Source organism: Lysobacter sp. A378 (genome assembly GCF_054052125.1).
The window spans coordinates 1,153,108-1,178,421 of the sequence record NZ_JBSVRK010000001.1 but is presented as its reverse complement, the minus strand read 5'-3'; the positions used below and the strand labels follow the sequence as shown (position 1 = coordinate 1,178,421).

The 25,314-nt window shown below is 65.7% G+C and carries 28 protein-coding genes, 2 tRNA genes and 1 other RNA gene; 13 read left to right on the top strand and 18 right to left on the bottom strand.

The features are described from left to right. Positions 1-35: 35 nt before the first annotated feature. The 7 genes from fabF to ACW7G1_RS05440 form a co-directional block, all read right to left on the bottom strand. A complete protein-coding gene (gene fabF, locus ACW7G1_RS05470) occupies positions 36-1,289 on the bottom strand; it encodes a beta-ketoacyl-ACP synthase II (RefSeq protein ID WP_456978695.1) in 1,254 nt (417 codons plus the stop codon). Between the two features lie 159 nt (positions 1,290-1,448). After that, on the bottom strand, positions 1,449-1,688 hold the full coding sequence (acpP, locus tag ACW7G1_RS05465) for an acyl carrier protein (RefSeq protein ID WP_456962020.1): 240 nt from the start codon (positions 1,686-1,688) through the stop codon (positions 1,449-1,451). 105 nt (positions 1,689-1,793) lie between these two features. Next, positions 1,794-2,540 (bottom strand): 3-oxoacyl-ACP reductase FabG, encoded by a 747-nt coding sequence (gene fabG, locus ACW7G1_RS05460; RefSeq protein ID WP_456978694.1) that lies wholly within the window; start codon positions 2,538-2,540, stop codon positions 1,794-1,796. A 56-nt stretch (positions 2,541-2,596) separates the two neighbouring features. Then, positions 2,597-3,556: an ACP S-malonyltransferase gene (gene fabD / locus ACW7G1_RS05455; protein ID WP_456978693.1), complete on the bottom strand. Its 960-nt coding sequence runs from the start codon at positions 3,554-3,556 to the stop codon at positions 2,597-2,599. Between the two features lie 153 nt (positions 3,557-3,709). Further along, positions 3,710-4,690 (bottom strand): beta-ketoacyl-ACP synthase III, encoded by a 981-nt coding sequence (locus ACW7G1_RS05450; protein WP_456978692.1) that lies wholly within the window; start codon positions 4,688-4,690, stop codon positions 3,710-3,712. Between the two features lie 69 nt (positions 4,691-4,759). After that, positions 4,760-4,954, bottom strand: a complete 195-nt coding sequence (gene rpmF / locus ACW7G1_RS05445; protein WP_456962024.1) for a 50S ribosomal protein L32 — start codon at positions 4,952-4,954, stop codon at positions 4,760-4,762. Between the two features lie 58 nt (positions 4,955-5,012). After that, on the bottom strand, positions 5,013-5,549 hold the full coding sequence (locus ACW7G1_RS05440; RefSeq protein ID WP_456978691.1) for a YceD family protein: 537 nt from the start codon (positions 5,547-5,549) through the stop codon (positions 5,013-5,015). Positions 5,550-5,737: 188 nt separating this feature from the next. Here ACW7G1_RS05440 and ACW7G1_RS05435 point away from each other — a divergent pair, with 188 nt between their 5' ends. Further along, positions 5,738-6,112, top strand: a complete 375-nt coding sequence (locus tag ACW7G1_RS05435) for a hypothetical protein (protein ID WP_456978690.1) — start codon at positions 5,738-5,740, stop codon at positions 6,110-6,112. Between the two features lie 45 nt (positions 6,113-6,157). Here ACW7G1_RS05435 and ACW7G1_RS05430 read toward each other — a convergent pair whose 3' ends face one another. Further along, positions 6,158-8,140, bottom strand: a complete 1,983-nt coding sequence (locus ACW7G1_RS05430) for an ArnT family glycosyltransferase (RefSeq protein ID WP_456978689.1) — start codon at positions 8,138-8,140, stop codon at positions 6,158-6,160. A 171-nt stretch (positions 8,141-8,311) separates the two neighbouring features. Between ACW7G1_RS05430 and ACW7G1_RS05425 the strand changes: the two genes are divergently transcribed. Genes ACW7G1_RS05425 through ACW7G1_RS05410 form a run of 4 tightly spaced genes read left to right on the top strand, consistent with a single transcriptional unit; the run spans position 8,312 to position 12,723 of the window. Further along, a complete protein-coding gene (locus ACW7G1_RS05425; protein WP_456978855.1) occupies positions 8,312-9,238 on the top strand; it encodes an AAA family ATPase in 927 nt (308 codons plus the stop codon). 21 nt (positions 9,239-9,259) lie between these two features. Further along, positions 9,260-10,228 (top strand): DUF58 domain-containing protein, encoded by a 969-nt coding sequence (locus tag ACW7G1_RS05420; RefSeq protein ID WP_456978688.1) that lies wholly within the window; start codon positions 9,260-9,262, stop codon positions 10,226-10,228. After that, positions 10,221-12,209: a transglutaminase TgpA family protein gene (locus ACW7G1_RS05415; protein ID WP_456978687.1), complete on the top strand. Its 1,989-nt coding sequence runs from the start codon at positions 10,221-10,223 to the stop codon at positions 12,207-12,209. Before ACW7G1_RS05420 ends, ACW7G1_RS05415 begins: the two co-directional genes overlap by 8 nt. A gap of 28 nt (positions 12,210-12,237) precedes the next feature. Beyond that, complete coding sequence (locus tag ACW7G1_RS05410; RefSeq protein WP_456978686.1) at positions 12,238-12,723, top strand: Slp family lipoprotein; 486 nt, start codon at positions 12,238-12,240, stop codon at positions 12,721-12,723. 21 nt (positions 12,724-12,744) lie between these two features. Here ACW7G1_RS05410 and ACW7G1_RS05405 read toward each other — a convergent pair whose 3' ends face one another. The 4 genes from ACW7G1_RS05405 to dnaX form a co-directional block, all read right to left on the bottom strand. Next, positions 12,745-13,098: a histidine triad nucleotide-binding protein gene (locus ACW7G1_RS05405; protein ID WP_456962032.1), complete on the bottom strand. Its 354-nt coding sequence runs from the start codon at positions 13,096-13,098 to the stop codon at positions 12,745-12,747. Between the two features lie 54 nt (positions 13,099-13,152). Next, positions 13,153-13,749: a recombination mediator RecR gene (gene recR, locus ACW7G1_RS05400; protein WP_456978685.1), complete on the bottom strand. Its 597-nt coding sequence runs from the start codon at positions 13,747-13,749 to the stop codon at positions 13,153-13,155. Positions 13,750-13,813: 64 nt separating this feature from the next. Continuing rightward, positions 13,814-14,134 (bottom strand): YbaB/EbfC family nucleoid-associated protein, encoded by a 321-nt coding sequence (locus ACW7G1_RS05395; protein WP_456962034.1) that lies wholly within the window; start codon positions 14,132-14,134, stop codon positions 13,814-13,816. Positions 14,135-14,205: 71 nt separating this feature from the next. Then, on the bottom strand, positions 14,206-15,990 hold the full coding sequence (gene dnaX, locus ACW7G1_RS05390) for a DNA polymerase III subunit gamma/tau (RefSeq protein ID WP_456978684.1): 1,785 nt from the start codon (positions 15,988-15,990) through the stop codon (positions 14,206-14,208). Positions 15,991-16,201: 211 nt separating this feature from the next. Here dnaX and ACW7G1_RS05385 point away from each other — a divergent pair. Then, a tRNA-Ser gene (locus tag ACW7G1_RS05385) sits at positions 16,202-16,294 on the top strand. Between the two features lie 25 nt (positions 16,295-16,319). Continuing rightward, positions 16,320-16,416, top strand: an RNA gene (ffs, locus tag ACW7G1_RS05380) — signal recognition particle sRNA small type. Positions 16,417-16,468: 52 nt separating this feature from the next. On the opposite strand, the gene ACW7G1_RS05375 is transcribed toward ffs, so the two are convergent. Both ACW7G1_RS05375 and ACW7G1_RS05370 read right to left on the bottom strand, forming a co-directional pair. After that, complete coding sequence (locus tag ACW7G1_RS05375) at positions 16,469-17,230, bottom strand: MBL fold metallo-hydrolase (RefSeq protein WP_456978683.1); 762 nt, start codon at positions 17,228-17,230, stop codon at positions 16,469-16,471. Between the two features lies 1 nt (position 17,231). Next, entirely contained in the window at positions 17,232-17,981 is a 750-nt protein-coding gene (locus ACW7G1_RS05370; protein ID WP_456978682.1) for a 3-deoxy-D-manno-octulosonic acid kinase, read from the bottom strand. Between the two features lie 22 nt (positions 17,982-18,003). On the opposite strand from ACW7G1_RS05370, the gene ACW7G1_RS05365 reads away from it, so the two are divergent. Continuing rightward, the gene (locus ACW7G1_RS05365; RefSeq protein ID WP_456978854.1) at positions 18,004-19,086 is read left to right on the top strand and encodes a glycosyltransferase family 9 protein; all 1,083 of its coding nucleotides are present in this window, start codon (positions 18,004-18,006) and stop codon (positions 19,084-19,086) included. A 22-nt stretch (positions 19,087-19,108) separates the two neighbouring features. Here the strand turns inward: ACW7G1_RS05365 and ACW7G1_RS05360 are convergent, their stop codons facing one another. Continuing rightward, positions 19,109-19,516 carry a DUF6165 family protein gene (locus ACW7G1_RS05360; RefSeq protein ID WP_456978681.1) on the bottom strand — a complete coding sequence of 136 codons (408 nt, stop codon included), beginning with the start codon at positions 19,514-19,516 and terminating at the stop codon, positions 19,109-19,111. Positions 19,517-19,644: 128 nt separating this feature from the next. Here ACW7G1_RS05360 and ACW7G1_RS05355 point away from each other — a divergent pair. Both ACW7G1_RS05355 and ACW7G1_RS05350 read left to right on the top strand, forming a co-directional pair. Then, positions 19,645-19,735 (top strand) — tRNA-Ser (locus ACW7G1_RS05355). Between the two features lie 172 nt (positions 19,736-19,907). Continuing rightward, entirely contained in the window at positions 19,908-20,612 is a 705-nt protein-coding gene (locus tag ACW7G1_RS05350; RefSeq protein WP_456978680.1) for a PP2C family protein-serine/threonine phosphatase, read from the top strand. On the opposite strand, the gene dnaQ is transcribed toward ACW7G1_RS05350, so the two are convergent. From dnaQ to ACW7G1_RS05335, 3 genes are read right to left on the bottom strand one after another with little or no spacing between them, the layout of a single operon-like run. Next, the gene (gene dnaQ, locus ACW7G1_RS05345; RefSeq protein ID WP_456978679.1) at positions 20,609-21,328 is read right to left on the bottom strand and encodes a DNA polymerase III subunit epsilon; all 720 of its coding nucleotides are present in this window, start codon (positions 21,326-21,328) and stop codon (positions 20,609-20,611) included. The genes ACW7G1_RS05350 and dnaQ overlap by 4 nt on opposite strands. Before the next feature lies 1 nt (position 21,329). Beyond that, positions 21,330-21,839, bottom strand: coding sequence for a ribonuclease HI (rnhA, locus tag ACW7G1_RS05340; RefSeq protein WP_456978853.1), 510 nt, complete (start codon positions 21,837-21,839; stop codon positions 21,330-21,332). 20 nt (positions 21,840-21,859) lie between these two features. After that, positions 21,860-22,585 (bottom strand): hypothetical protein, encoded by a 726-nt coding sequence (locus ACW7G1_RS05335; RefSeq protein WP_456978678.1) that lies wholly within the window; start codon positions 22,583-22,585, stop codon positions 21,860-21,862. A gap of 92 nt (positions 22,586-22,677) precedes the next feature. Here ACW7G1_RS05335 and gloB point away from each other — a divergent pair, with 92 nt between their 5' ends. The 3 genes from gloB (at position 22,678) to ACW7G1_RS05320 (ending at position 25,314) form a co-directional block, all read left to right on the top strand. Further along, positions 22,678-23,460, top strand: coding sequence for a hydroxyacylglutathione hydrolase (gene gloB, locus ACW7G1_RS05330; protein ID WP_456978677.1), 783 nt, complete (start codon positions 22,678-22,680; stop codon positions 23,458-23,460). Between the two features lie 65 nt (positions 23,461-23,525). Next, entirely contained in the window at positions 23,526-24,446 is a 921-nt protein-coding gene (locus ACW7G1_RS05325) for a lytic transglycosylase domain-containing protein (RefSeq protein ID WP_456978852.1), read from the top strand. A gap of 73 nt (positions 24,447-24,519) precedes the next feature. Beyond that, positions 24,520-25,314, top strand: a complete 795-nt coding sequence (locus ACW7G1_RS05320) for an enoyl-ACP reductase FabI (RefSeq protein ID WP_456978676.1) — start codon at positions 24,520-24,522, stop codon at positions 25,312-25,314.

Below are 25,314 nucleotides of genomic sequence, written 5' to 3'. Positions count from 1 at the left end.
TTGGACACCATCGAGCACCGGCGTCCGGGATGCCGTCAGAGCCGCTGGAACACCAGGGTGCCATTTGTGCCGCCGAAGCCGAACCCATTGGACACGGCGACATCGATCTTCGCCTCGCGCGCCACGTTCGGCACGTAATCCAGGTCGCAGCCTTCGCCCGGCTCCTCCAGGTTGATCGTCGGCGGGATGATTCCGGTATGCAGCGCCATGATCGAGAAGATCGCCTCGGCGCCGCCGGCCGCACCCAGCAAGTGGCCGGTCATCGACTTGGTCGAGCTCACCATCGTCTTGTAGGCGTGGTCGCCGAACGCGCGCTTGATCGCCAGGGTCTCGGCAAGATCGCCCAAGGGGGTCGAAGTGCCATGCGCATTGAGATAGCCGACCTGCTCGGGATTGACGCCCGCGTCCCGCATCGCCGCAACCATGCAGCGTGCCGGCCCTTCGCCGTCCTCGCTGGGTGCGGTCATGTGGAACGCATCGGAGCTGGCGCCGAAGCCAACCAGCTCGCAGTAAATCCGTGCACCGCGGGCCTTGGCGTGCTCGTACTCTTCCAGCACCAGGACGCCGGCACCATCACCGAGCACGAAGCCGTCGCGGTCCTTGTCCCAAGGGCGCGAGGCGCGGGTGGGATCGTCGTTGCGGGTAGACATCGCCTTCATCGAGCAAAACCCACCGACCGAAGTCGGCGAGGAGCCGCGCTCGGCGCCACCGGCGAGCATCACGTCGGCATCGCCGTACTGGATCAGGCGCATCGCCATGCCAATCGAATGGTTGGAGGTGGCGCAAGCCGAGACCGCGGAAAAATTGGGACCCTTGATGCCGGTCAGCAACGACACCTGGCCGGGGAGCATGTTGATGATCGTGCTGGGCACGTAGAACGGTGAGATCTTGCGTGGGCCGCCGGCCAGGTACTTTGCGGTCTGCTCCTCGATCCCGAGGATGCCGCCGATGCCTGAACCGATCAACGCGCCAATTCGCTCGGCGTTGCCGTCGTCGATCTCCAGCCCGGAGTCAGCCAACGCCATCAACGAGGCACCGACGCCGTAGTGGATGAAGCGGTCCATCTTCTTCGCATCCTTCGTCGGCACCCAATGGGTGATGTCGAAGTCATGGATTTGCCCGGCGATCCGGGTGGTGAAACCGGTGGTATCGAAGTGACTGATCGGGCCAATACCGGAGCGGCCATTGATGATGCCATCCCAGCTGCTGGCCAGGTCGTTACCCAGCGGCGAGACGATGCCAAGGCCGGTGATGACTACGCGCCTGCTGGAGGCTGGTCGATTGGACATGGGGAACTCCGCTTGCGGACGCGCCGTCACGGGGTCCATGACGCGCCTGACGTGTTTCGTACGTTGGATAAACTCAAGGCCGCGTGATGCGGCCCCGGTCGGTGCTGCCGGGCATGGGGCGCCGGTCCTGGACCGGTCGCACCACGACCTGCGGCCCTGTTACGCCTTGACGTGGGTCGTCACGTAATCGATCGCCTGCTGCACCGAGGTGATCTTCTCGGCTTCCTCGTCCGGGATCTCGCACTCGAACTCTTCTTCAAGCGCCATCACCAGCTCGACGGTATCAAGGGAGTCGGCGCCGAGATCGTCAACGAACGAGGCGTTGTTGGTGACCTCGTCTTCCTTGACGCCCAGTTGCTCGACCACGATTTTCTTGACGCGTTCTTCGATGCTGCTCATTGGTATTCACTCCTCCCGGACGGGATATTCGATGGAATAGTGTAGTGGAATCGAGAGCTTCGCGACGATCGCGGAGCCCTTTGGTTACCGTTGCCTGTCGCGGAACTACGACATGTACATTCCGCCGTTCACGTGCAGGGTCTCGCCGGTGATGTAAGCCGCAGACGGTCCGGCGAGAAACGCCACCGCCCGTGCGATGTCGGCCGGCTCGCCGAAACGACCCAGCGCAATCTGGCCCAGCATCGCGTTTTTGGCATCTTCCGGCAGTGCGCGGGTCATGTCGGTGTCAATGAAGCCGGGTGCGACCACGTTGACGGTGATCCCACGGCTGCCAATCTCCTTGGCCAGCGACTTGCTGAACGCGATGATGCCCGCCTTCGCCGCTGCGTAGTTGGCCTGTCCTGCGTTGCCGGTCGCTCCGATGACCGACGCGATATTGACGATACGACCGCGACGCGCCTTCATCATCGAGCGCATCACCGCCTTGGAGGTGCGATAGACGCTGCTCAGGTTGGTGTCGATCACCGCCTGCCAGTCCTCGTCCTTCATGCGCAACAACAGGTTGTCGCGGGTGATGCCGGCATTGTTGACCAGAATCGAGATCGCGCCGATGTCTTTGCCGATGCTGTCGATCAGCGCAGCGGTTGCCGCGGCGTCGACCACGTCAACGACGCGGCCGTGCCCGCCGTGCCCGGCCAGGCGCTCGGCAATCGCGTTGGCGCCGCGCTCGCTGGTGGCGGTGCCGATCACGGTCGCGCCCTGGGCCGCCAGTTCGTCGGCGATCGCCGCGCCAATACCGCGGCTGGCGCCGGTGACCAAGGCGATCTCGCCGCTGAGGGGTTGTGTGCTCATGTCTTTCGTCTTCCTGCTGGCAGGCACCGTTGCCGGTGGCCTGCGAATGAAAAAGGCTATTGTTTCCAATCGGCCAAGGTGGCTTCGAAATCAGCCGCGGTGCCGATCGAGCGTGCTTCCAGCGTCCTGTCGATCCGCTTGACCAGGCCGGTGAGCACCTTGCCCGGACCGCACTCGACAAACCGCCGTGCGCCGCGCTCGGCCAGTGCCTGCATGCAACCAGTCCACTGCACCGGCAGGTACAACTGGCGCACCAATGCATCACGGATCGCCTCGCCGCCCTCGTGCACTTTGGCATCGACGTTGTGTATTACCGGCAAAAGCGCCGGCTGCCAACGGATATCGTCCATCGCCTTGGCCAGGTGGTCTGCAGCGTCGCGCATCAGCGGCGTGTGCGATGGCACGCTGACGGCCAGCTTGACCACCTTGCGAACGCCGCGCTCGGCCAGCTGCACCAAGGCCTTGTCGACGGCGGCGGCATCGCCACCAATCACGATCTGGCCCGGTGAGTTGTAGTTGGCCGGCACCACGACCTCCTTGCCCGAGACCGACTGGCAGACCTGCTCGACCAACGCATCGTCAGCGCCCAGTATCGCGGCCATCGCACCGGTGCCGGCGGGTGCGGCGTCTTGCATCAACTGGCCGCGCAGGCGCACCAGCCCGGCCGCCTCGCCCAGCTCAAGCACGCCGGCGGCCACCAGGGCGCTGTACTCCCCCAGGCTGTGGCCGGCCAGCTGCGCCGGACGCGCACCGCCACGCGACTGCCACAGGCGCCATACCGCCACGCCTGCCGCAAGCAACGCCGGCTGGGTGAATTCGGTCTGGTTGAGCTGCTGCGCGGACTCGTCCTGGCTCAACGCCCACAGATCGACCCCGGCACCGGCGCTGGCTTCGGCAAACGTCTCGGTCACCAGCGGATGGTCGCGCGCAAGCTCGCCGAGCATGCCAGGCGATTGCGAGCCTTGGCCTGGAAAGATGAAAGCGAGTTGCTGGTCGCTGTGTCGAGAATCGCTCACACGACGTCCCCTGCGGATGGAACACACCATGATACGAGTGAACCCATCGAGGTGTCTGTACCGTGGCGTACAGTCAACGCCCCGGGCAGGAGGGTATTGACCAGCACGGGGCCGACCCGACCGGACCGTGGGATTGCAGTCATTACCGCCCGCTCAGTAGCGCAAGAGCGCCGAGCCCCAGGTAAATCCGCCGCCGAACGCCTCCAACAGCACCAGTTGACCACGCTTTACCCGGCCCGAACGCACCGCCTCGTCCAATGCCAGCGGCACTGAGCCCGATGAGGTGTTGCCGTGCTTGTCGACGGTGACCACCACCCGTTCCATCGGCATTTCCAGCCGCCTGGCGGTCAGCTCGATGATGCGCAGGTTGGCCTGGTGCGGGATCAGCCAATCGATCTGGCTGCGGTCCAGGCCGTTGGCCTCCAGGGTTTCCTCAACGACCGCATCAAGCGCCTTGACCGCGTGCTTGAACACATCGTTGCCGGTCATCATCACCTTCACCCCGGCGTTGTGCTCCTCGGGCTTGAAGCCCACCGAGACCCCGACCGGGTTGTACAGCAACTCTTTCTTGCCACCGTCGGCATGCAGGTGGGTGCTGAGGATGCCGGCTTCGCTGTCGGCCTTCAGCACCACTGCCCCGGCGCCATCGCCAAACAGCACGCAGGTGGCGCGATCGGTCCAGTCCAGCATCCGGGTCAGGGTTTCCGCACCGATCACCAGCGCCGTTTTCACTGAACCGGAGCGAATGAACTGGTCCGCGACCGCCAAGCCGTAGATGAAGCCTGAACACGCGGCGTTGACGTCGAACGCAGGGCAGCCGTTGGCGCCCAGGCGGTGCTGGACGAGGCAGGCGGTGGACGGAAATATGATGTCGGGCGTGGTCGTGCCCAGCACGATCAAATCCAGCTCGGACGCCTCGACCCCGGCCGCCTCCATGGCACGCACTGCAGCGTGATAAGCCAGGTCACTGGTGGTCTCACCCTCGGCCGCGACATGGCGCTGGCGAATACCGGTGCGCGAGGCAATCCATTCGTCACTGGTCTCGACGATCTTCGACAGATCGGCATTGGTCAGGACTTTTTCCGGCAAATAGCTGCCAGTGCCCGCAATGCGGGAGAAAATTCGATCAGTCATCACCACTCCAGCGACGGCCGCCGCACGCGTGTTCCGCGGGCAGCGGCGATGTAACGCACGTGAGGCAGCTTACTCTTCGTCGGCAACGTTGGCCTGGGTGTTGATCACCTTCTTGCCGCGGTAGTAACCGTCAGCAGTGACGTGGTGGCGGACGTGGATCTCGCCGGTGGTCGGGTCGGTGGACAGCAGCTTGCTGGTCAACGAGTCGTGGCCGCGGCGCATGCCACGCTTGGACGGGGAAACGCGGGACTTCTGGACAGCCATGATCTTAACTCCAGGGAAAACCGTGAATAACGCTTGATTCGAAGGACAACTCGAAGTGCTAGTTCGACTTGTCCGCCTTGCTTTTCAGTGCCGACAACGCCGCGAACGGGTTGACGCGCTCCAGGTCGGCCGCAGGTGCCGGCCAATCTGCTTCCATTGCTTCTGTTCCGGGCTTCACCGGTATCACCGGTATCGCCAGGATCAGCTCATCTTCGACCAGAGCGACCGCTGACAGCATGCCGTCGGGCGGCATCAGCAGCGGCTCGTACCCCTCCGGCAATGCCGCCTCGTCGGCCTCATTACGGATCAGGCCAAGCCGTTGCGCAATCGCCACCGGGAACAGGAACCGCTCAAGACTGCGCTGGCACAGCAGCGGCAACGACGCCTGCGCGCGCAACTCCACATACGGGACCTGCAACTCGTCAGTGCCAAAATCCAGCGAATAGCTCACGTCACCGTCGCTATCCACCAAGCTGTCACGCAACCGCACCAACGCTGCCAACGGCACGCGGCCCTCGACACCGCGACGCGTTGCCACCATGCGCAACGCATCCAGAACCTCGGGTACAGTCACTTTGGGCACGTCAGCGGACATAAGCCCGAGAATGTTAAGGAGCGCGTGCTGGCGTGTCAAACCCGGCAACCCCGCCGACTCCGGAACCGGACTTCTACCGGCAATGGCCGCGCCAAGCGGGAGCACGCCGGTTCGGCGGGTTTGCCCGCTTTACGCACGCACGGCAGACTGAACGCCCATCCCACCGGTGCCCAGCCATTATCCTCGCCGTGAACACTCCTTTGTCGCTGTTGCTTGTGCTGGCCTGCGCTGCGGCCGTCGTGGCGTTCATCATTGCCCGGATACGCCGCCCGGGCGATGGACGCCAGCGCGAGATGCAGCAGTTGCTGGATGCCGCCGACGAGCTGGAGACGCGCCTGCGCGCCGCACGCGCGGAGATCACCGCCGTGGTGGGCGAAGACGCCGCCGATCCGGTCCAGGAGGCCCTGCGTGAAATGCTGCGCCAGCGCCTCTGGTTACGCGAACATGGAAAGCGCGCAAGTGTGCAGGAATTGCAAGAGGTACGCGGCTCGATCGAGATGGCCGGCACCCGGATCGAGCAACAACTGGCCCAGATCCAGCAGGCCCGCACTTCGATGGAGTGAGCTCGATGCAGTGAGCGGCGGCAACCCTGCCGTTATCGCCGGCCGTTATTGCCCGGTCTCGCCTGGCCGGACTTCCAGCGGCTGCTCCGACCACGCCTCCACGCTGCCATCGGCGCCATACAGGCGCAGTCCGAGCCAATGACTGCCTGGCTCCACGTCGCCCAGGTTGACGCGTCCGGCAAACCCGACCGCAGGATGGTTCGGATCGTTGCTGAGTTTCCAATAGTCAGCCACGCCGGGGCTGTCCAGCCCGTACTTGACGTCCGCCACCGGTTGCCCGTCCAACAGTACCTCCACGCGCTCCAGCCCCACTCCTTCCTTGAACGCCCAGCCGGTGATTTCGAACGTGCGGCCCACCGTGGCACCGCCGACCGGTTGGTCTATCCAGGCCATCGCCGGAGCAACGCAGGTACCTCTGACAGGGGCTTGGGGATCAAGCTTGAACAGCATAAAACGTTGACTGCCATGGTCGACGTTGATCACCTGAGGCGGCGGCAATGGGCCCACCATCCGGCACAGATCGTGGTAACGACGCAGCAGGTCCTTGTAGGACACGTCGGTGACCGCCTCTACCAGCAGCACCGGCACCTCGCCCCACGGCTTGCCGAACTGTGCTGCCCAGCCGGCACGTCCGGTCGTCTGCAGGTTCCACAAGCGCAACTGCGGTGCGCGGCCATGCTTGTGGTTGAGCGGGTGCTCGAGCACCGGAATTTCCGCGTTGTCCAGGGCAAAACCCAGTTCTGCGCCGACCTTGAAGCTGCCGGCTACGATACGGGTGCCGGCCGGCATCTGCGCGCGGGTAACGCGCACCGTCTCGGCCAGCTCATCCCATCCGGCAAAATTGGCGGGGTACCATTTTTCCACTGCAGCGCGTTCCCGCACCACAGGCACGGAGACGGCAACGTAATAGCCCAGCACCACGACCAGGCCCAGTCCTGCCGTTGCCCAGGTCGCGACGCGCAACCAGCGCGGCCAGGCCGCCAGCACGGCCGGCAACAGCGGCAACAGGGCCAGATAGCCCGGCAGTGGCCAATGAAAGCTGACCCGTTCGGTATCGGCGAAGAATCCCAGGGTAAAGAAACCCAGCACCACCAGACCGCCAAGCAACGCAAAGTAACGTGAGACCGGCAGCGCGCTCCTGCTCCCACGCCAACTCGCCATCGCCAGGGCCGCGAACAATAGTGGCGTCACCATCAGCGCCTGGACCGCAATGAACAAAACGCCGTCGAAATGGAATGCCCACGGGTGCCGGTCAACCAGTTGGAATCGCAGGCCGGCGTCGGAGTTGTCCAGATTCCATGCCACCAGCGGTGCCCACGCTGCCGCACCAATCGCAATGGCGGTCCAGGTACGTGCATCGCGCAGGACCTTGCGACCATCGGTGATGAGCAACAGCGCCAGCAGGCCGACACCGATCACGGCGATGAAGCGGTAGTGGCTCAGCGCTCCGATCGACAGGCCCGCCGCCAACTCCAACGCGACGCCAGCGTCGACCTGCCGCAGCAGTTTCGCTCCCGCGTCCACGCACAACAACGTTGCCACCGCCATCGCCGCATCCGGCAAGGCCAACAGGCCCAAGGTCCCGGACAATGGCAACAACAAGGCAAAGCACCCCGCCTGCCAGCCGAAAGTCTCGCCGTATTCCCGCCGGGTAATCCGCACTACCAGCCACGGCACCACCGCCGCGATCAGCAGGAATGGCAGGCGTAGCCCCAACTCGGTATTGCCTCCCAGGGTCACCCCCAGCCGCGACAGCCATGCGGTCAGGCCGGGCAAGTCGGAGTACGCCGGCGCGAGGTACTGACCCTCAAGCCAGTAGAAAGTCTCGTCGACGAACGGCGGCAACCTCGCCGCCACCAGAATTTTCAGCGCCAGCACGACCGCGAACAGGCTCCAGAACCAACGTCGTGCCGGTCCCGCGCCATCGGGTGATTGCCCAAGGGCTTCGGTGGACCCCAGCGACGGGGGCGAGTCCGCGTCGAACGAAGATTCCGATGGCGGGAGCTGGGGCGATTGGACTAAGCGCATGGGGTTGCGACCTCGTTACACTCGTTGCGATGACGACACGGGCCGCGATCGGCGGGCCGACCCACGACACTGCCCAAGCTTGGCATTCATCGGCTTGGGCAACTCCCGGAGAGCACCATGGCGGTATCCACCCCGGCAATCGATGCCGGTATCGGTTCGGCGAAGGCACGCATGCTACCGGACCCACTGCGAAATGCGCTTGACGATGCCCAGGCGCAGGTCAATTCACTGGTACTGGGCAAATCCCTCGAGGTGCGGCTGGCATTTGTCTCGCTGCTCTCGCAGGGCCACCTGTTGATCGAGGACCTGCCCGGGCTTGGCAAGACCACCCTCGCCCATGCGTTGGCCGCGACCCTCGGGCTGGACTTCCAGCGCGTGCAATTCACCTCCGACCTGCTGCCGGCGGACATCGTGGGTGTGTCCGTGTTTGACCCGCAGGCGAGGCGGTTCGAGTTCCATCCGGGACCGGTATTCACTCAGGTACTGCTCGCCGATGAGATCAACCGCGCCCCGCCCCGCACCCAGAGTGCGCTGCTGGAGGCGATGGCCGAATACCAGGTCAGCATCGACGGCGCCACCCATGCCCTGCCCGACCCGTTTTTCGTGATCGCTACCCAGAACCCGGTCGACCTGGCCGGCACCTACCCGTTACCCGATTCCCAGCTTGACCGTTTCCTGCTGCGTCTCACGCTTGGCTACCCCGGACAGGAAGCGGAACGCGAGCTGCTCGCCGGCCGCGATCGCCGTGCGCTGATTGCCCAGGCCCAGCCACGACTGACCCGGGACGACGTCATCGCCATCCGCCGTGCGGTCATCGAGGTGCATGCCAGCACTGCACTGGTCGACTACGTGCAGGCACTGCTTGCCCGCAGCCGCAAGCATCCTGGAGTACGGGTCGGGCTGTCGCCACGCGCCGGACTGGCTTTGCTGCGCGCCGCCCGTGCCCATGCGCTGTTGCTGGGCCGCGACCATGCCCGCCCTGAAGACGTCCAGACGCTGTTCGCGGCTGTCGCTGCGCATCGCCTGGTCGGCGAGGCCGACGCCGGCAGTGACGCCGCGCTGGCAAAATCCATCCTGCATGCGGTCGCCGTGGACTGAGCCGTGACGCCGGGACCTTTGATGCGACGTTGGCACCGCTGGGCATTGGGCTGGACCCGTCCGCGGGAACCCGAAACGCTGCCCGCGCACTTCGATCGGCGCCGCGTGTACGTCCTGCCGACCCGATTCGGCCTCTTCTATGCGGTGCTGCTGGTCACGATGCTGCTGGGCGCGTTGAACTACAACAACAACCCGGCCCTGCTGCTGGGGTTGTTGCTGGCCGGCGCCGGGCTGGCCAGCCTGGTGGCCGCCCAGCTGCAGTTGACCGGTCTGGCGATCGTGGCCATTGATGCGGAGCCGGTTCCGGCCGGCACCGACCTGTTGCTGCGGTTGCATGCCCAGGCCGATGACGGGCGCAGGCGGCGTGGCCTGCAATTGACGCTGGAGCGCATCGACGCTGGCGACGACACCGGGCCTCCCTTGGCCGTACTCAACCTGGACCCGAGCCATGGCCAGGCACAGTTGCCCGTATCCACTGTCCAGCGCGGCTGGTTGGACCTGGGACGGCTGCGCATCGCCACCACTCGCCCGCTCGGCCTGGCGCGCGCCTGGTGCTACATCTGGTCGCCGGTGCCGCTGCTGGTGTACCCACGGCCAGAAACCGACGGACCCGCGCTGCCTACCGGCTCCGGTGACCGGGTGCAAAGCCGGCTGCACCCCAGCGGCGATGATGTCCATCACCTGCGCAGCTACCGTCGCGGAGATTCCCGCCGCGCGATTGCGTGGAAGCCCTCGGCCCGGCGCGATACGTTGCTGGTGCGCGAATACGAACAACCACTGGGCGCGGACATCGTCCTGGACTGGCACCATGCCGGCGCGCTGGGTCGCGAGCAACGGATCGCACGATTGGCTCGCTGGGTGGATGAAGCCGAGCGCGATGGCCGCCGCTATCGGCTGGTCTTGCCCGGACAGGTTGCGATCGGACCGGCGCAGGGGCCCATCCATCGTCACGACTGCCTGCGCGCACTGGCGCTGATGCCACATGGCTGAGTCAACGTTGGCAGGGGCGCTGGACCCGGGCAGTCGGCGTTGGACGCTGGCGGCTGCTGGCGGCTGCCTGTTCCCCCTGCTGTTGCAGCTGCCGTCGCCGTTGGGATGGCTGGCCGGATCGGCGGCCGTGCTTGTCACCGCGCTGTCATGGCGCAAGCCGCTGCATGTCGTGTGGCGGCTGGGACTCGCGTTCGGCCTGTTGGCGACCTTGCTGGGCATCGCCGGATTCAGCGTTGGCCGCGACACCGGTTGCGCCGTACTGGCGGCCATGCTGGCGGTGAAACCGGCAGAGACGTTCACCGTCCGTGATGCGCGCAGCCTGGTCGGGTTCGCGTTGTTTGGCCCGTTCGCCGCCTTCCTGCTCGATCAGGGACCGCTGACGCTCGCGCTCAGCCTGGTCGGGACGGTGCTTGCGCTGGGTGCGCTGCAACGGCTGGCCGACCTGGAGTCCGGGGACACGATCGATACGGACGTCCGCCGCCGACTTGCCGGAACTGGTCGCCTGCTGGCGATCGGGTTGCCTTTGGCGCTGGCCGCATTCTGGCTGTTCCCACGGCTGGCATCACCGTTGTGGGGCCTGCCCGAGCGTGCATTGGCGCGTACCGGACTATCCGATGAGATGAGCCCCGGCCAATGGATCGACCTGATGGTCGACGACACCCCGGCGTTGCGCGTGCATTTTTTCGGCGCCACCCCACCCACGTCGCAGATGTATTGGCGCGGGCCGGTGCTGGTTGATTTCGACGGGCGCAGTTGGACCCGGTCGCGCCGATTGACCCGCTCACCGGCGGCAGCGGTAACGCCTGCCGGACAGCGCTGGGACTATGAGGTCGAGATTGAACCCACCGACCGTCGACAGGTGCTGGCGCTGGACCTGCCGCTCGCCGCGCCCGAGGGCACACGGCTCGGCCATGCCTACGGCTTGTTTGCCTCGCGCCCGCTGAGCTCGCTGACCCGCTGGCGGATCCAATCCGCCCCACCGGTCCATTTCGAGCCGCGCCTGTCATCCTCAGTGCGCGAGGCGGCACTCGCCCTGCCCGACCAGTTCAACCCGCGGACCCGCACCCTGGCCCGGCAGTGGCGCGCCGAAGCCGGCAATGACGATGCCCGGATCGTCCAGCGTTCACTGGCCTGGATACGTCAGGACTTCGCCTACACCCTCAGCACCCCGCTCGCGGGGCGGCATTCGGCCGATGAGTTCCTGTTCGATCAGCAAGAAGGTTTCTGCGAACACTTCAGCTCTGCCTTCGTGATCCTGATGCGCAGCGCCGGCATTCCCGCACGCGTGGTTACCGGTTATGTCGGTGGCCGGCACAACCCGCTGGGCGATTATTGGCTGGTACGCCGCTCCGACGCCCACGCCTGGGCCGAGGTGTGGCTGTCCGGGCGTGGCTGGACGCGCGTCGACCCGACCGCGGCGGTCGCCCCGGAGCGGATCTACGACACCGTCGACGACCTGATGGCCGGGGGTGGCACCAGTGGCCTGTTCGGCCGCATGTTGGGCAACGGCGGCAGCCTGTTCCAGGTGGGCGACTGGATGCGTCGTGGCTGGAATGATCTTGTACTCGGCTTCGATGCACAGCGTCAGTCAAGGATGCTGCGGCCGCTTGGCATCGAACACCTGGCAGGCGCCCGGCTGGGCCTGTTGTTCGTCGTTGCGGCGCTGCTGGCACTGCTGTGGATGGCCTGGTGGAGCCGCCGCGGTGAACGTCAAGCCGATCCGGTACTGCGTGCCTGGCACCAGCTGGATCAGCGCTACCAGCGGCTGGGGCTGGGACGCGAGCCCGACGAGCCCGCAGGCCGATGGGCACGGCGGGTCGGCGGTGTCCATCCACAAGCGCGCGACGAGTTGCTTCGGCTCAGCGAGCGTTTCAGCAATTGGCGTTACGCTAGACTTCTGTCGGGGCAATGTCCCCCAACACAACAGTCGCGGGAGCTTGTTCGAGCGCTGCGAGCCCACCGTCCAACCGGCACGCGCTGACTGCACGCCCTTCGACACGGAGAAACCCATGAACATCCGCCTTGTCATGCTCGCGCTTGCCGCCGCACTGCTGGCCAGCTGTGCCACCCAGCCAATGCCGCTGCAGGGTGAGTTCGCCCAGGTCAGTCCGCGCGATGCCACCACGGCCGATCGCACCGGCGCGCTGGTGCGCTGGGGTGGACGCATCGTGCAGGTCGAGCCGGAATCCAACCGCACCTGTTTCGAGATGATCTCGACCCGGCTCACTGTCCAGGCCCGGCCGTATTGGGCCACCGATGACGTTGGTGGCCGCTTCATCGCATGCCGCGAAGGCTTCTACGACCCGGCATTGTTCCAGGTCAATCGTGAAGTGACCTTTACCGGCAGGATCGACGGTTACGAAACCCGACGGATCGGCGAGTACGACTACCGCTTCCCGCGGGTCGCCGCCGACGTGGTCTACCTGTGGCCGGTCCGCGAGCGGGTGGACGTGATCACCCGTCCGGCGCCGTGGCCGTGGTGGGGCTATTGGTAAGCACACCCCGGTAGCGCAACGTCACGCAGGCGTGCCAAACCGCCCCAGCGGCGCGCCGCCAAGCAAATGCAGATGGATCTGGAACACGGTCTGGCCACCATGCTCGTTGCAGTTCATCACCAGTCGATAACCGTCGTCGGCCAGGCCTTCTCGCCTGGCATATGACGCTGCCGCATGGGCAAGCCGGCCGACGATCACCGCCTGCGCCTCGGTCAGGTCATCGAGGGTCGCGACCGGTGTCTTGGGAACGAACAACACGTGCACCGGCGCTTGCGGGGCGATGTCGCGAAACGCGATCAGGTGCTCGTCCTCGTAGACGATATCGGCCGGCAATTCACGGCGGATGATCTTGCCGAAGATGGTCTGGTCAGTCATGACGCGGCTCCATGGGGTAATGGGCCATTGTCACCCAGCTCGCCGCATGTCGGCTCAGGTCATCTCGCTGCGGCTGCCGAAGGCATGCGACAAGGTGCCGCGATCGACATATTCCAACTCGCCGCCCAGCGGCACCCCGTAGGTCAGGCGACTGGGATGCACCGCGTGCTGGCGCGCAATCTGGCCCACGTAATGCGCGGTTGCCTCGCCTTCCACCGTCGGGTTGGTCGCGATGATCAGCTCCGACACCTCGCCTTCGGCCAGTCGTGCGTCCAGCCGGTCCAGGCCCAGCTCGGCCGGGCCGATACCGTCAAGGGGACTGAGCCGGCCCTGCAATACGTAATACAGGCCCCGGTAGCCGGTCGCCTGCTCGATGGCGAGACGATCGGCCGGGGTTTCCACCACGCACAGCTGGTGGACATCGCGCGAAGGGCTGGCACAGGTCGGACAGACGTCATCCTCGCTGAAGTCGCGGCAACGCGCGCAGTGGCCGATCTTCACCATCGCCACCGCCAGCGCCTCGGACAGCCGCTGGCCGCCGGCGCGCTCGCGTTCCAGCAGGTGGTACGCCATGCGTTGCGCGGACTTCTGACCCACCCCGGGCAGCGCCCGCAACGCTTCGATCAATTGTTCCAGCAGCGGCGAGCTCATCGAAAGTCCGCCCGGACTGATCGCAGCGACATGATCAGAACAGGCATGATCAGAGCAGGCATGATCAGAACGGCAACTTCATTCCCGGCGGCAACTGCATGCCGGCGGTGGCCGAACCCATCTTGTCCTGCGAGGCCGCGTTGACCTTGTTGACGGCGTCGTTGATGGCCGCGGCGACCAGGTCTTCGGTCATCTCCGCGTCGCTGATCACGCTCGGATCGATGCGCACCTTGCGGCACTCCATGCGACCGGTCAGGGTCACGCTGACCATGCCACCGCCAGCGTTGCCGGTGACCTCGACGTTGGCGAGCTCTTCCTGCGCACGCTGCATGTTTTCCTGCATCTGCTGCGCTTGCTGCATGAGTTGGGCAATATTTCCACGCATTTCGTCTACTCGTTTCGGTTATGGATAACGGTTGAGATTGAGGTGCCGCCGGCAATCGTCAAGGTCGCGGGTCAGGCATCGTCAAACGGCCGGATCGAATCGGGAACCACCTTCGCGCCATGCTGGCTGATCAACGCCTGCACCTGGACGTCGTTCAGGAAGGCCTGTTCCGCCGCCGCCTGGCGCTCGTCGCGCGCGCGTTCGTTGCGCTGGTTCAGCGACACCGGTCCATCGGCGCCAGTCATGGGCTGGAATTGAATTTCGGGAACGCGGCCCAGGGCCGGCGCCAATGCTTCGGCGATCTGCCGCACCAGCGCCGGTTTGTTCAGCAATTCATCGACCGGTGCCAGCGCCAGCGCCAGCACGCCATCGCTGCAGGCGATGAAGCCGACGTGCTCGGCCAACACCCGCGCAGGCCCCTTGAGGCTGCTGGCCATGACCCAGGCATGCCAGGCTGCGGCGTCGTCGATGACGGTGGCATGGGACGGTGGCTGCGTTGATGCCGGCACTGGTTCCGGCACTGGTTCCGATACGGAACTGCTACTGGCCTGGTGCTCCCCTACCGGCTTGACTGCGGCCGGGTAAGAGACCTCCGGCCGGATGCCGGCTTGCTGAACGACTTCGAGCCTTGACTCGGGCTCGGGCTCGGATTCGGCGGCGTGTTCCGCGATCTCCTTGTCTGCAGAAGCGGAGACGGAACCTCGGGTCACGGCCCCCGGATGAGAAGCCGGCTCGCTGCGGGCTGGCGTCGCTGCCACTTCGCGGGCCGCGCCCGGGCCTGCCGGGCGGAACGCGAGCATCCGCAACACGCTCATCTCGAACCCCGCGCGCAGGCTGGGCGCGAGCGAAAGGTCGCGGCGGCCATTGATCGCCATCTGGTACCAGAGTTGCACCAGCTCAGCCGGAACCGATGCGGCCAGCGAATCGACATCGACACCATCCGCCTCGACCGCCGCGCCGGGCACCAGCTGTCGCACCTGGATCCGGTGCATCGCTTCGGCCAGCGCTTCCAGCACGCCGGCCCAGTCCGGCGAGAACTCCGCCAAAGTCGCCACTTCGGCCAGCAACGCCTCACCGTCGCCACCGGCCAGCGCCGCCAGAAGCGCGCCAACGCGGGTCTGGTCCACCGTCCCAAGCATGGTGGCTACGGCGGCGTCCGTCAGCTGGCCGCCGGTGTAGGCAATGGCCTGGTCAAGCAACGACAGCCCATCGCGCAGGCTGCCGTCGGCGGCCTTGCTGATCTGGCGCACCGCGCCCGGCTCCACCGCGATGCCCTCGGCGCTCAGGATCTTGTCGATCTGGCCGCTGATCTGGTCCTCGTCCAACCGCTTGAGATTGAACTGCAGGCAACGCGACAACACGGTCACCGGCAGCTTCTGCGGGTCGGTAGTGGCCAGCAGGAACTTCACATGCCCGGGCGGCTCCTCCAGCGTCTTCAGCAGCGCATTGAACGCCGACTTGGACAGCATGTGGACTTCATCGATCAGGTACACCTTGACCCGTCCGCGCGACGGCATGTACTGGGCGTTGTCGATCAGCTCGCGGACGTCATCGACGCCGGTGTTGGACGCCGCGTCGATCTCCAGCAGGTCGATGAACCGGCCGGCATCGATGTCCTTGCAGGCATTGCACTCCCCGCACGGTTCGGCCGAGGTACCACGCTCGCAGTTGAGCGATTTGGCGAAAATCCGCGCAATGGTGGTCTTCCCGACCCCACGGGTGCCGGAAAACAGGAAGGCGTGATGGACCCGGCCGGTGTCGAGCGCGTTGCTGAGCGCCCGGACCACGTGCTCCTGCCCCACCAGTTCTGCGAAGCGCTTGGGCCGCCACTTGCGGGCGAGGACGAGGTAGGACATCGATAACCTTGGGCAAGTCCGGAGGAAAGGGTCGCAACGCCATGACAGCAGCGTGCAACCGGTCCGGGCCATTGTGCCACGGCCGGATCCTCCATCGCGGTGGGGCGACGACCCCACGCAACGTGCGACTTGTCCGCGCGTCCCGGCACCGCTAGACTTTGCGGCCCACTACCGACTGGACGTCGTGGCGGGGTCTGAGCGGTTCAGATGCGGAGAGGTGTCCGAGTGGTTGAAGGAGCACGCCTGGAAAGTGTGTAAGCGTCTAAACCGCGCTTCGGGGGTTCGAATCCCCCTCTCTCCGCCAGATATTGCAATTGTCCATGGTGGCCCTGTCGGCCCCTCGCGACGCTAGGTCGAAAACTCCGCCAGGGCCGGAAGGCAGCAACGGTATTGACTGACGCGGGTGCCGAGGTCAGCCGGCAGGGCCACCGCCTTTTTTGAGGCAGCGCCTGTTTGGGTCAGCTCATTTCGAGGGCCGCTACGGCGTCGCTTCGACCCGCAGTGCCGTGGTGTCGCGCAGCGCGACCAGTTCGCCCGGCGTGCCGACCCGGTAGCCGCGTTCGGCGAGCAGCTCACCTTCGCGCGGGCTGCCGTAGTGGTAGAGCAGGCAACGCGCCAGCAGTTCACCCGGGTACTCCCGCTCCAGGTCGGCAATGCCGCTATGGGACGGATTGCCTTGCAGTGCACAGTCGTGGGCGACCAGCTCGTCGGCGTCGGCCATCGTGGCCAGCATTTCCGGGATCGGACGGGTGTCGCCGGTCCAGACCAGGCTGCCATGCAGGCGCAGGCCGAATGCGGTATCGGGCCAGTGGTGGCGGACCGGAAATACCTCCAGCCGCACACCGTCGTGCCAGAAAGCCTCGCCGACCGGGATCACCTGGAACGCGTCCCAGAAATTGGCCCCACCCTCGGCCAGCGCATTGGGGTAGTCGCCGACACGCTGGTGCAGCAACGGCACCAGTTTGGCCGGCACGTACAGACGCACCCGCCCACGACGCGCTTCATCAAAATAGCTGCCCACAAACAGACGCTCGAAACCGCCGACGTGGTCAAGATGGGTGTGGGTGATGAACAACGCGCGCGGCATCTGCCCGTAATGGGCAAGATAAGCGGTCAAACCTTCACCGCCGCAGTCGATGGTCAGCCATGGCGCGCCATCGTGCTCGATCGTCGCCATCGCCGAGCCCAACGCGACCGCGGAGGAGTTGCCGACGCCCTGGAACCGCAAGCTCCAACCCATCTCAGTAGCCTCGCGCCCAGATGCGATCGTAGGCATCGCGCAGGCGGACAAAATCGCGCTCGACCGCGACGACCTCACGTGGCCCGCGCAGTTTCAGCAGCGAGCGCTTGAGCCGGGCCAGGTTGCGCTCGCGCCAACGGGTCGCGGGAATCATTATCTGGCTGCGATCCAGGTCGATGACCCAGCCACGTCCAGCGCTATCAAACATCAGGTTATGGGCGTTGAGGTCCGCATGATCCAGGCCCGCACGATGGGCGCGGGCAATCAATCGGCCGGTCTCCTCCCATGGCGCATCACTGCCAGCCACCAGCACGCGATCGGCCAGGCTGCGCACGTTCGGGATGCGTTCGATCAGGATCGCGCACCGATACAGCGCGCCTTCGCGCCGATACATTGCGGCGATCGGCGAGGGCACCGGCACGCCCTTGTCGATCATCGCGCGCGACAGCCGGAACTCGGCAAAACTGCGGGTGCGGTCCGCGCCCTGCCACACATAGCGATCGCGGCTGAGCCTGGCGACCATGCCGCCGCGCAGGTAACGTCGCAGTACGGATGGTCCAAACGGCGCGTCGACAAACCAGGCACCGCCGCGGCCGCCACTATCGACCGGCCGCGCCTTGCCCTCCCACGCGGCAGGAATGAACCATTCGGGTTGCGCTTGCCGGACACGCGTAATGTCGAACAAAATCGCGCCATACCCGCCATCTTCATGGAATGGTGTCAGTCCCTCGGCGGCGTCATACCCAGTCATCCTCCGGAGTCTAGCAATTAGCATCCCTCCTGCACCTGCTTCCATCTGCCTGCTGCGCTTGTCCGCGCTGGGGGACGTCACCCATGTCGTGCCGTTGGTGCGAACCCTGCAGGCGGCATGGCCGGAAACGCGGCTGAGCTGGGTCATCGGCAAGACAGAACAGCGCTTGCTGGAGGGGCTGCCGGGCGTGGAGTTCATCGAATACGACAAGAAGTCCGGAATCGGCGGCATGCTGGCGCTGTACCACCGATTGCGACGGGGTCCGATCGACAACCCGACCTTCGACGTATTACTGCAGATGCAGGTGGCCGCACGCGCCAACCTGTTGTCGGCGGTCATCCCGGCCTCGATGCGCGTGGGCTATGACCCGGCGCGCTCCCGGGACGGGCATGGATTGTTTGTCAATCGGCGTATCCCGGACCGGCCGGGCATCCATGTACTCGATGCCATCGGCAGCTTTTGCGAGCCCCTCGGGCTGACCCAGGCCCGGGTGCAATGGGATTTGCCGGTACCCGAGCAGGCGCGGCAATGGGCCGGCGCGCAATGGCCCACCGACGACACCCCGACTCTGATGATCTCGCCGTGCGCCAGCCATGTCCTGCGCAACTGGCGGCCCGAGCGCCACGCCGCCGTTGCCGATCACGCGATCGCCCGCGGGTGGCGAGTGGTGCTGTGTGGCGGACGCAGCGAGTTGGAGCGCCAGACCACCGACGCCATCGTCGCTGCGATGCGCGGTGACGCGCTGGACCTGGTGGGCAAGGACACCCTGAAACAATTGCCGGCGCTGCTGGAACGCGCCGACCTGGTGATGACCCCGGACTCGGGCCCGATGCACATCGCCAACGCGATGGGAACGAAAGTCCTGGGCCTGCACGCAGCCAGCAACCCGGCGCGCAGCGGCCCTTACAGTGACCGCCGCTACTGCGTGGACCGCTATGACGATGCCGCGCGCAAGTATCGGGGCAAACCTGCCAGCCAGCTCCGCTGGGGCAGCAAGATCGAGCAGGACGGGGTGATGGACCTGGTCAGCGTCGACGATGCGGTCGCGGCGTTTGAACGCTTCCTCGCCGACCACCCGGGAAGTCGCCAGCGGGCAGGCGGCTAGCGCGCTCGCTGGCAGTCCGCTGTCAGGGCGCGTCGCCGCCTTTGTAGTCCTGGTAGGACTTCTCCTCGACATACGAAGACCCCAGGGCGAGGTTGATTTCGCGCTTGAGCCGGGCGCGCTCGTCATTCTCGAAATAGACGCTGCGGGCCAGCTTGATGAAGTCGGCGTCGAACTGCTGCGCCTTCTCCTTGATCCGGATGTCGTCCTCGATGACCCACAGGCGCTCGTTGACCGCCTTGAGTTCCGTGCGCAGGCGGATCACGTCCTTGTCGGCCGCGGGGTGCGCCAACCAGGTCTTCTGCAGCGCCGACAGTTCGTTGTGGATGTTCGCCAGCTTGGCGGCATCGGTCATGCGCTCGGACTTGATGGTCAGGATCGCAATCTTGTCGAGCAACTCACCGAATGAAACGGGGACCAGGATTTCAGACATGGGACAGACCGGGATAAGGGGGTCCACCAGTCTAGCGTCGAGCAGCGGAACCCAGGCAGCTTGTCGACCCGCGCTGCGGCCCGTATCATTGCGCCCCCACGACCCGGGTTTCGCGGTCGTGGCACACCGGAGAGGTGGCAGAGTGGTCGAATGTACCTGATTCGAAATCAGGCGTACGTTTATAGCGTACCGGGGGTTCGAATCCCCCCCTCTCCGCCAGATATCGCGAAAGGGCTGTCCTGACAGCCCTTTTTGCTGACAAACTGGTTGTATTCCCGGACTCGGACGTCCTTGTGCTGCCCCGCTGCTGCCCGTCACTGGCCGGCTAACGACGATCATTCCGTTTTATTCTGCGAAGGGTTTTCGACAACAGGATCTGCATGATCAACCCATGATCGAATTCGGACACCTGACGCACCCTGGCCTGCGTCGTGAGCTCAATGAAGACAGCTATTACGGCGACAGCGAGCTGGGCCTGTGGCTGGTGGCCGATGGCATGGGCGGCCACGAGTACGGCGAAGTCGCCAGTGCACTGGCGCGCGAGACCATCGTGCGTGAAATCCGCGATGGCACCCCACTCGCCCAGGCCATCCGCATCGCCGACGAGGAAATCATCCGCGCCTCGCAACGGCGACGCGACGCGCTGCCCATGGGAACTACCGTGGTTGCAGCACGCGTCATTGGTGCCCGGTTCGAGGTGGTCTGGGTAGGCGACAGCCGGATCTACCTATGGCGTGATGGCCAGTTGACCCAGCTATCCAGGGATCACAGTTACGTGCAGGAGCTGATCTCCACCGGTGCCATCACCCGCGAGCAGGCCCGCCACCATCCGCATCGCAACGTCGTCACCCAGGCGCTGGGAGTGACCGGCCCCAGCAGCCTGGACGTCGCCATGATGTCGGGGGAACTGCTGCCGGGCATGCAGTTGCTGCTGTGCAGCGATGGGTTGACCGAGGAGGTCGACGACCAGCAGATCGCGCGGGTACTTGCCCACGCCGACTGCAGCGCCCAGGAATGCGTCGACACCCTGGTGGCGGCCGCGCTGGATGGCGGTGGCTCCGACAACATCACCGCTATCCTGGTCCGCAGCCACTAGACGGGCTCGGCGGCATCCCACACCGCAACACCGGCCCGTTTGCGCAGGCTTTCCAGTCGCACCTCGTGCGCAGCCAGCTCATCGGCGTGCACCACGACCGACGGCCGCGACCGCATCGTGTCATCCGGCTTGAACAGCACTGCCGCGACCGCTCCCGGCGCGGGCTGTGGGCTGGCAAACCCGATCTCCTCCTGTCCCGAGGTCAGCCCGATATAGACTTCGGCCAACAGCTGCGCATCCAGCAACGCACCGTGCAACTGGCGGTGTGCATTGTCCACGCCAAGCCGCCGGCAGAGCGCATCGAGTGAGTTGCGCTGCCCCGGGAAGCGCCGACGGGCCAGCAACAGCGTGTCCTCTATCGCGCAACGCTCACCCAGGCCGCCGTGGCCGCCACCCACCAAGCGCAGCTCGTTGTCCAGGAAGCCGACGTCGAAGGCCGCGTTATGGATCACCAGCTCGGCGCCGTCGATGAAGGCAATGAATTCATCGACGATGTCCGCGAAAACGGGTTTGTCGGCCAGGAACTCCAGGGTCAGGCCGGTGACTTCCTGCGCACCCGGCTCAAACTGGCAGTCAGGCTTGAGATAACGGTGGAACGTACGCCCGCTTGGGCGCCGCTCCAGGAACTCGACGCAACCGATCTCGACCACCCGGTTGCCGCGCTCCCAGCTCAGCCCGGTGGTTTCGGTATCAAGCACGACCTGGCGAAGCGACATCTCAACCCACCCCGTGGGGTGCACGCCCCTTGAAGCGGGTGGCCTCGTCGCGCGCCAGATCATCGACACGTTCGTTGTCCGGATCACCGGAATGGCCCTTCACCCATCGCCAATCAATCTGATGGGCCACCGTCGCCGCTTGCAGGCGCTCCCACAGGTCGCGGTTCTTGACTGGCGCGCCGGCCGCCGTCTTCCAGCCACGGCGCACCCAGTTGGCCATCCACTGGGTGATGCCCTGGCGGACGTACTGGGAATCGGTATGCAGGGTGACCACGCACGGACTGCGGAGTGCTTCCAGCGCGGAGATGGCCGCCATCAATTCCATACGGTTGTTGGTGGTGTCCGCTTCACCGCCAGTCAGTTCACGCTCCACCCCATTGCAGCGCAACAACGCCGCCCAACCGCCCGGCCCCGGATTGCCCAGGCAGGCACCATCGGTATGGATCTGTACGTTACGGGCGACCGGGGCGGACACGTCGACAGGGTGTCCGGCCGCGGGCGGTTTTTCCATGGTGTCGCAGATGTCTTCAGTCATCGGGGCATTATCACCGAGCACGGCGGGCAGGTCTGCCCCGATGGTGAGGATTCAGACCAGCGTCCCGCTTGCCAGCGCAACTGGCGCAGCGGCGTGGGTGTTACTGATGCAAGCACCCGCTTGCTTACCGTGAACGCCATCGCCGCGCGAAACCGATCCACAGCAGCCACCCCGGTCTCGCCAGTACCGACGCGCCAATGCGGGCCCAGCCATTGCAACCGGATCGAGCTGCCGGAAAACCCGGTTTGCCGCAGCACCCGTTGCCACCGGCCCGGGTCGCGGGCCCGCAAGCCGGTGCCCATCCAGCGAAAACGGTACGGCGTCCAGGGATTCAGGGTCGCCAACCAGAGCGTACCGCCCGGCGCCAGCACGCGCGCGCATTCCTCCAGCAATGCCAGCCCACCATCACCGTCATCGAGCGCGTGCTGCAGCAGCACCGCCCCGCAGGTCTCCGTGGCCAGCGGCAATGGCAAGGCACAGCGCACCGTTCCGACCAGATCGTGCTGGTTGCGGTGCAGCACAATCCCACGACGACCAGCGACCGGGGGCACCGCCGCCGGCACCCCGATCCAGAGCCAGGGCATCGCCGGACACGCATCCAATACCCGCTTGACCGCAGCGGCTTCAGCTGCCGGCAACCCGCCTCCGGCTTCACTGCCAAACCAGTCGAGCCCGCCAGATGCGCTCGACTGGAGTTGACGATCGTGCTTGAACGCAGGCATGGTCGCGGATTCTCGCATCGCCGGTGGCTTGGCAGGCTCTGCATTGTGCGGCATTGCGCTGCGCGTCGCCGGCAACCCGAAGGAGTCCCTGGATGCTTCTGCACGCCCTGCCTGCATTCAACGACAACTACATCTGGCTGCTCGATGACGGCAATGGCGGCAGCCTGATCGTCGATCCCGGCCAGGCTGGGCCGGTGTTCACCGCGGCCGATGCCGGCATGTCACCTACCGGGATCCTGTTGACCCACCACCACCCCGACCACATCGGCGGATTGGCCGACCTGTTGGCGCGCTGGCCTGGCCTGCCGGTGGTCGCGGCACATGACCCGCGAATCGAGCTGGCTACGATCCGGGTGGCCGATGGCGACCGGTTCACCCTTGGCGCACGCCGGTTCGAGACGATTGCAGTACCGGGCCATACCACCAGTCACCTGGCCTATTTCTGCGCCGACACCGCTGCCAGTGACCCCGTTCTGTTCAGCGGCGACACCTTGTTCAGCCTGGGTTGCGGGCGTCTTTTCGAAGGTAGTCCGTTGCAGATGCACCAGTCATTGTCCCGACTGGCCCACCTGCCGGGGCCGACGCGGGTTTGTTGCGGCCACGAATACACCCTGTCCAACGCGGCGTTTGCGCGCGTGGTCGAACCCCACAACACGGCGCTCCAGCGCCGCATCCTGGAAGTCCAGTCCATGCGCGATGCCGCCAAGCCAAGCCTGCCCAGCACGATCACCAGCGAACTGGCGTGCAATCCTTTCCTGCGTTGCGCAGAGCCGGCCGTGGTCGCTGCTGTACAACACAGGTTGGGCCGCGCCCCAAGCGGCGTGGTAGAGGTGTTCGCAGGATTGCGACAATGGAAGGACGGGTTCGGCGGATGAGTCGGCCCGGCCCTGGACGCCGGCTCAAAGTCGGCGCACCCCGCTCCACGCGCCCCCTGTTGGCCATGTTGCTGGCGATGTCGCTGGCAGTGCCGGTGAGCGCAGACGAGACCAACCCCGGATCGACAGCTGCGGCAGCGGGCCCTGATACAGCCGAGTCGGCCAGCAGCACCGCCACCGTCACCGCTCGCAGCGGACTGGATATTTACCAACAGTTCCGGGCGGGCCTGGCTGATCCATCCTGCGGAACCGACGTCAGCGCGCGCTGGAGCAAGCACTACGCTGCCGCACCCAAGCGCCTGGCCTCGCCCGGTGACGATACATTGCTGCTGTTCGGCTACGTGCTGGACGCCGTTCGCGACGCGGGCCTGCCCAGCGAGTACGCCCTCATCCCGTTCGTGGAGAGTGGCTATCGCCCCGAGGCGCGCAGCCCCCAGGGGCCTGCCGGGCTGTGGCAGATGATCAAGCTCACTGCGCGCAGCCACAATGTATCGATTCGCAAGGGCTACGATGGGCGCCTGTCACCAGTGGATTCCACCCGCGCCGCGGTGCGCTACCTGAAGACACTGCACGGCATGTTCGCCGGTGACTGGCGCTTGGCGGTGATGGCCTACAACGCCGGCGAGTACCGGATATTCTCCGCGCTCGACAAGGGCGGCCAGGTCGCGCGTGACGCCGACCCCGAAGCGCTGCCGGGACTGCCGGACATCACCCATGCCTACGTGCGCAAGCTGCACGCCCTGGCCTGTGTCCTGGGCGATGCCGACGACCGGGACCCCTGGGTAAAGGCGATGGATCGGCCGGTGCCGCACTTGAAGGCGATGCCGGTGGCCGAGAACGTGCACGCGATTTCGGATTGGGCTGCGCGCAACGACCAGGACCCCAAACGCCTGGCTCGCCTCAATCCGGTGTTCCGTGATGGCCGGATCAGCCATGCCGGCGACACACCGGTTCGCTTGCTGGTACTGGCCACCAGCCTGAATTAGGCATTGGCGGCATGGGTACAATAAGAGGTTGCCCGACCGCCCCGGTCGCGGCCCAGCTCAACCAGGAGCCACCATGGGTTTTCTTCAAGGCAAGCGCGCGCTGATTACCGGCATCGCCAGCGAACGCTCGATCGCCAGCGGCATCGCCGAGGCGATGCATCGCGAAGGCGCGGAACTGGCCTTCACTTACCTCAACGACAAGATGCGCCCGCGGGTGGAGAAAGCCGCCGCCGCACTGGGCAGCGACATCGTGCTTCCGCTGGACGTGTCCAGTGACGAGCAGATTGCCGCCTGTTTCGAGCAACTCGGCCAGCGCTGGGACGGGTTCGACATTCTCATCCATGCCATCGCATTCGCCCCGCGCGAGGCGATCGAGGGTGAGTTCCTGGACGGCTTGACCCGCGAGAACTGGGCCGTGGCCCACGACATCTCGGCCTATTCGCTGGCGGCCATCTCCAAGGCCGCCCGCCCGCTGATGGCCGGCCGCAACGGGGCGGTCCTGACCCTCAGCTACCTGGGCGCCGTGCGTGCGCTGCAAAATTACAACGTAATGGGCGTGGCCAAGGCCAGCCTGGAGGCGACGGTTCGCTACCTCGCACTAAACCTGGGACCGGAAGGCACGCGCGTCAATGCAATCTCCGCCGGTCCCATCAAGACGTTGTCGGCTGCGGGTATCTCCAATTTCCGCAAGATGCTCGGCCAGTTCGAGAAGAACGCGCCGCTGCGCCGCACGGTCACCATCGAGGACGTCGGCAACACCGCGGCGTTCCTGTGTTCGGACCTGGCAGCAGGCATTACCGGCGACGTGGTGTACGTCGATTCGGGCTACAACATCCTGGGCATGACCGGAGTCGGCGACGCCGACTGA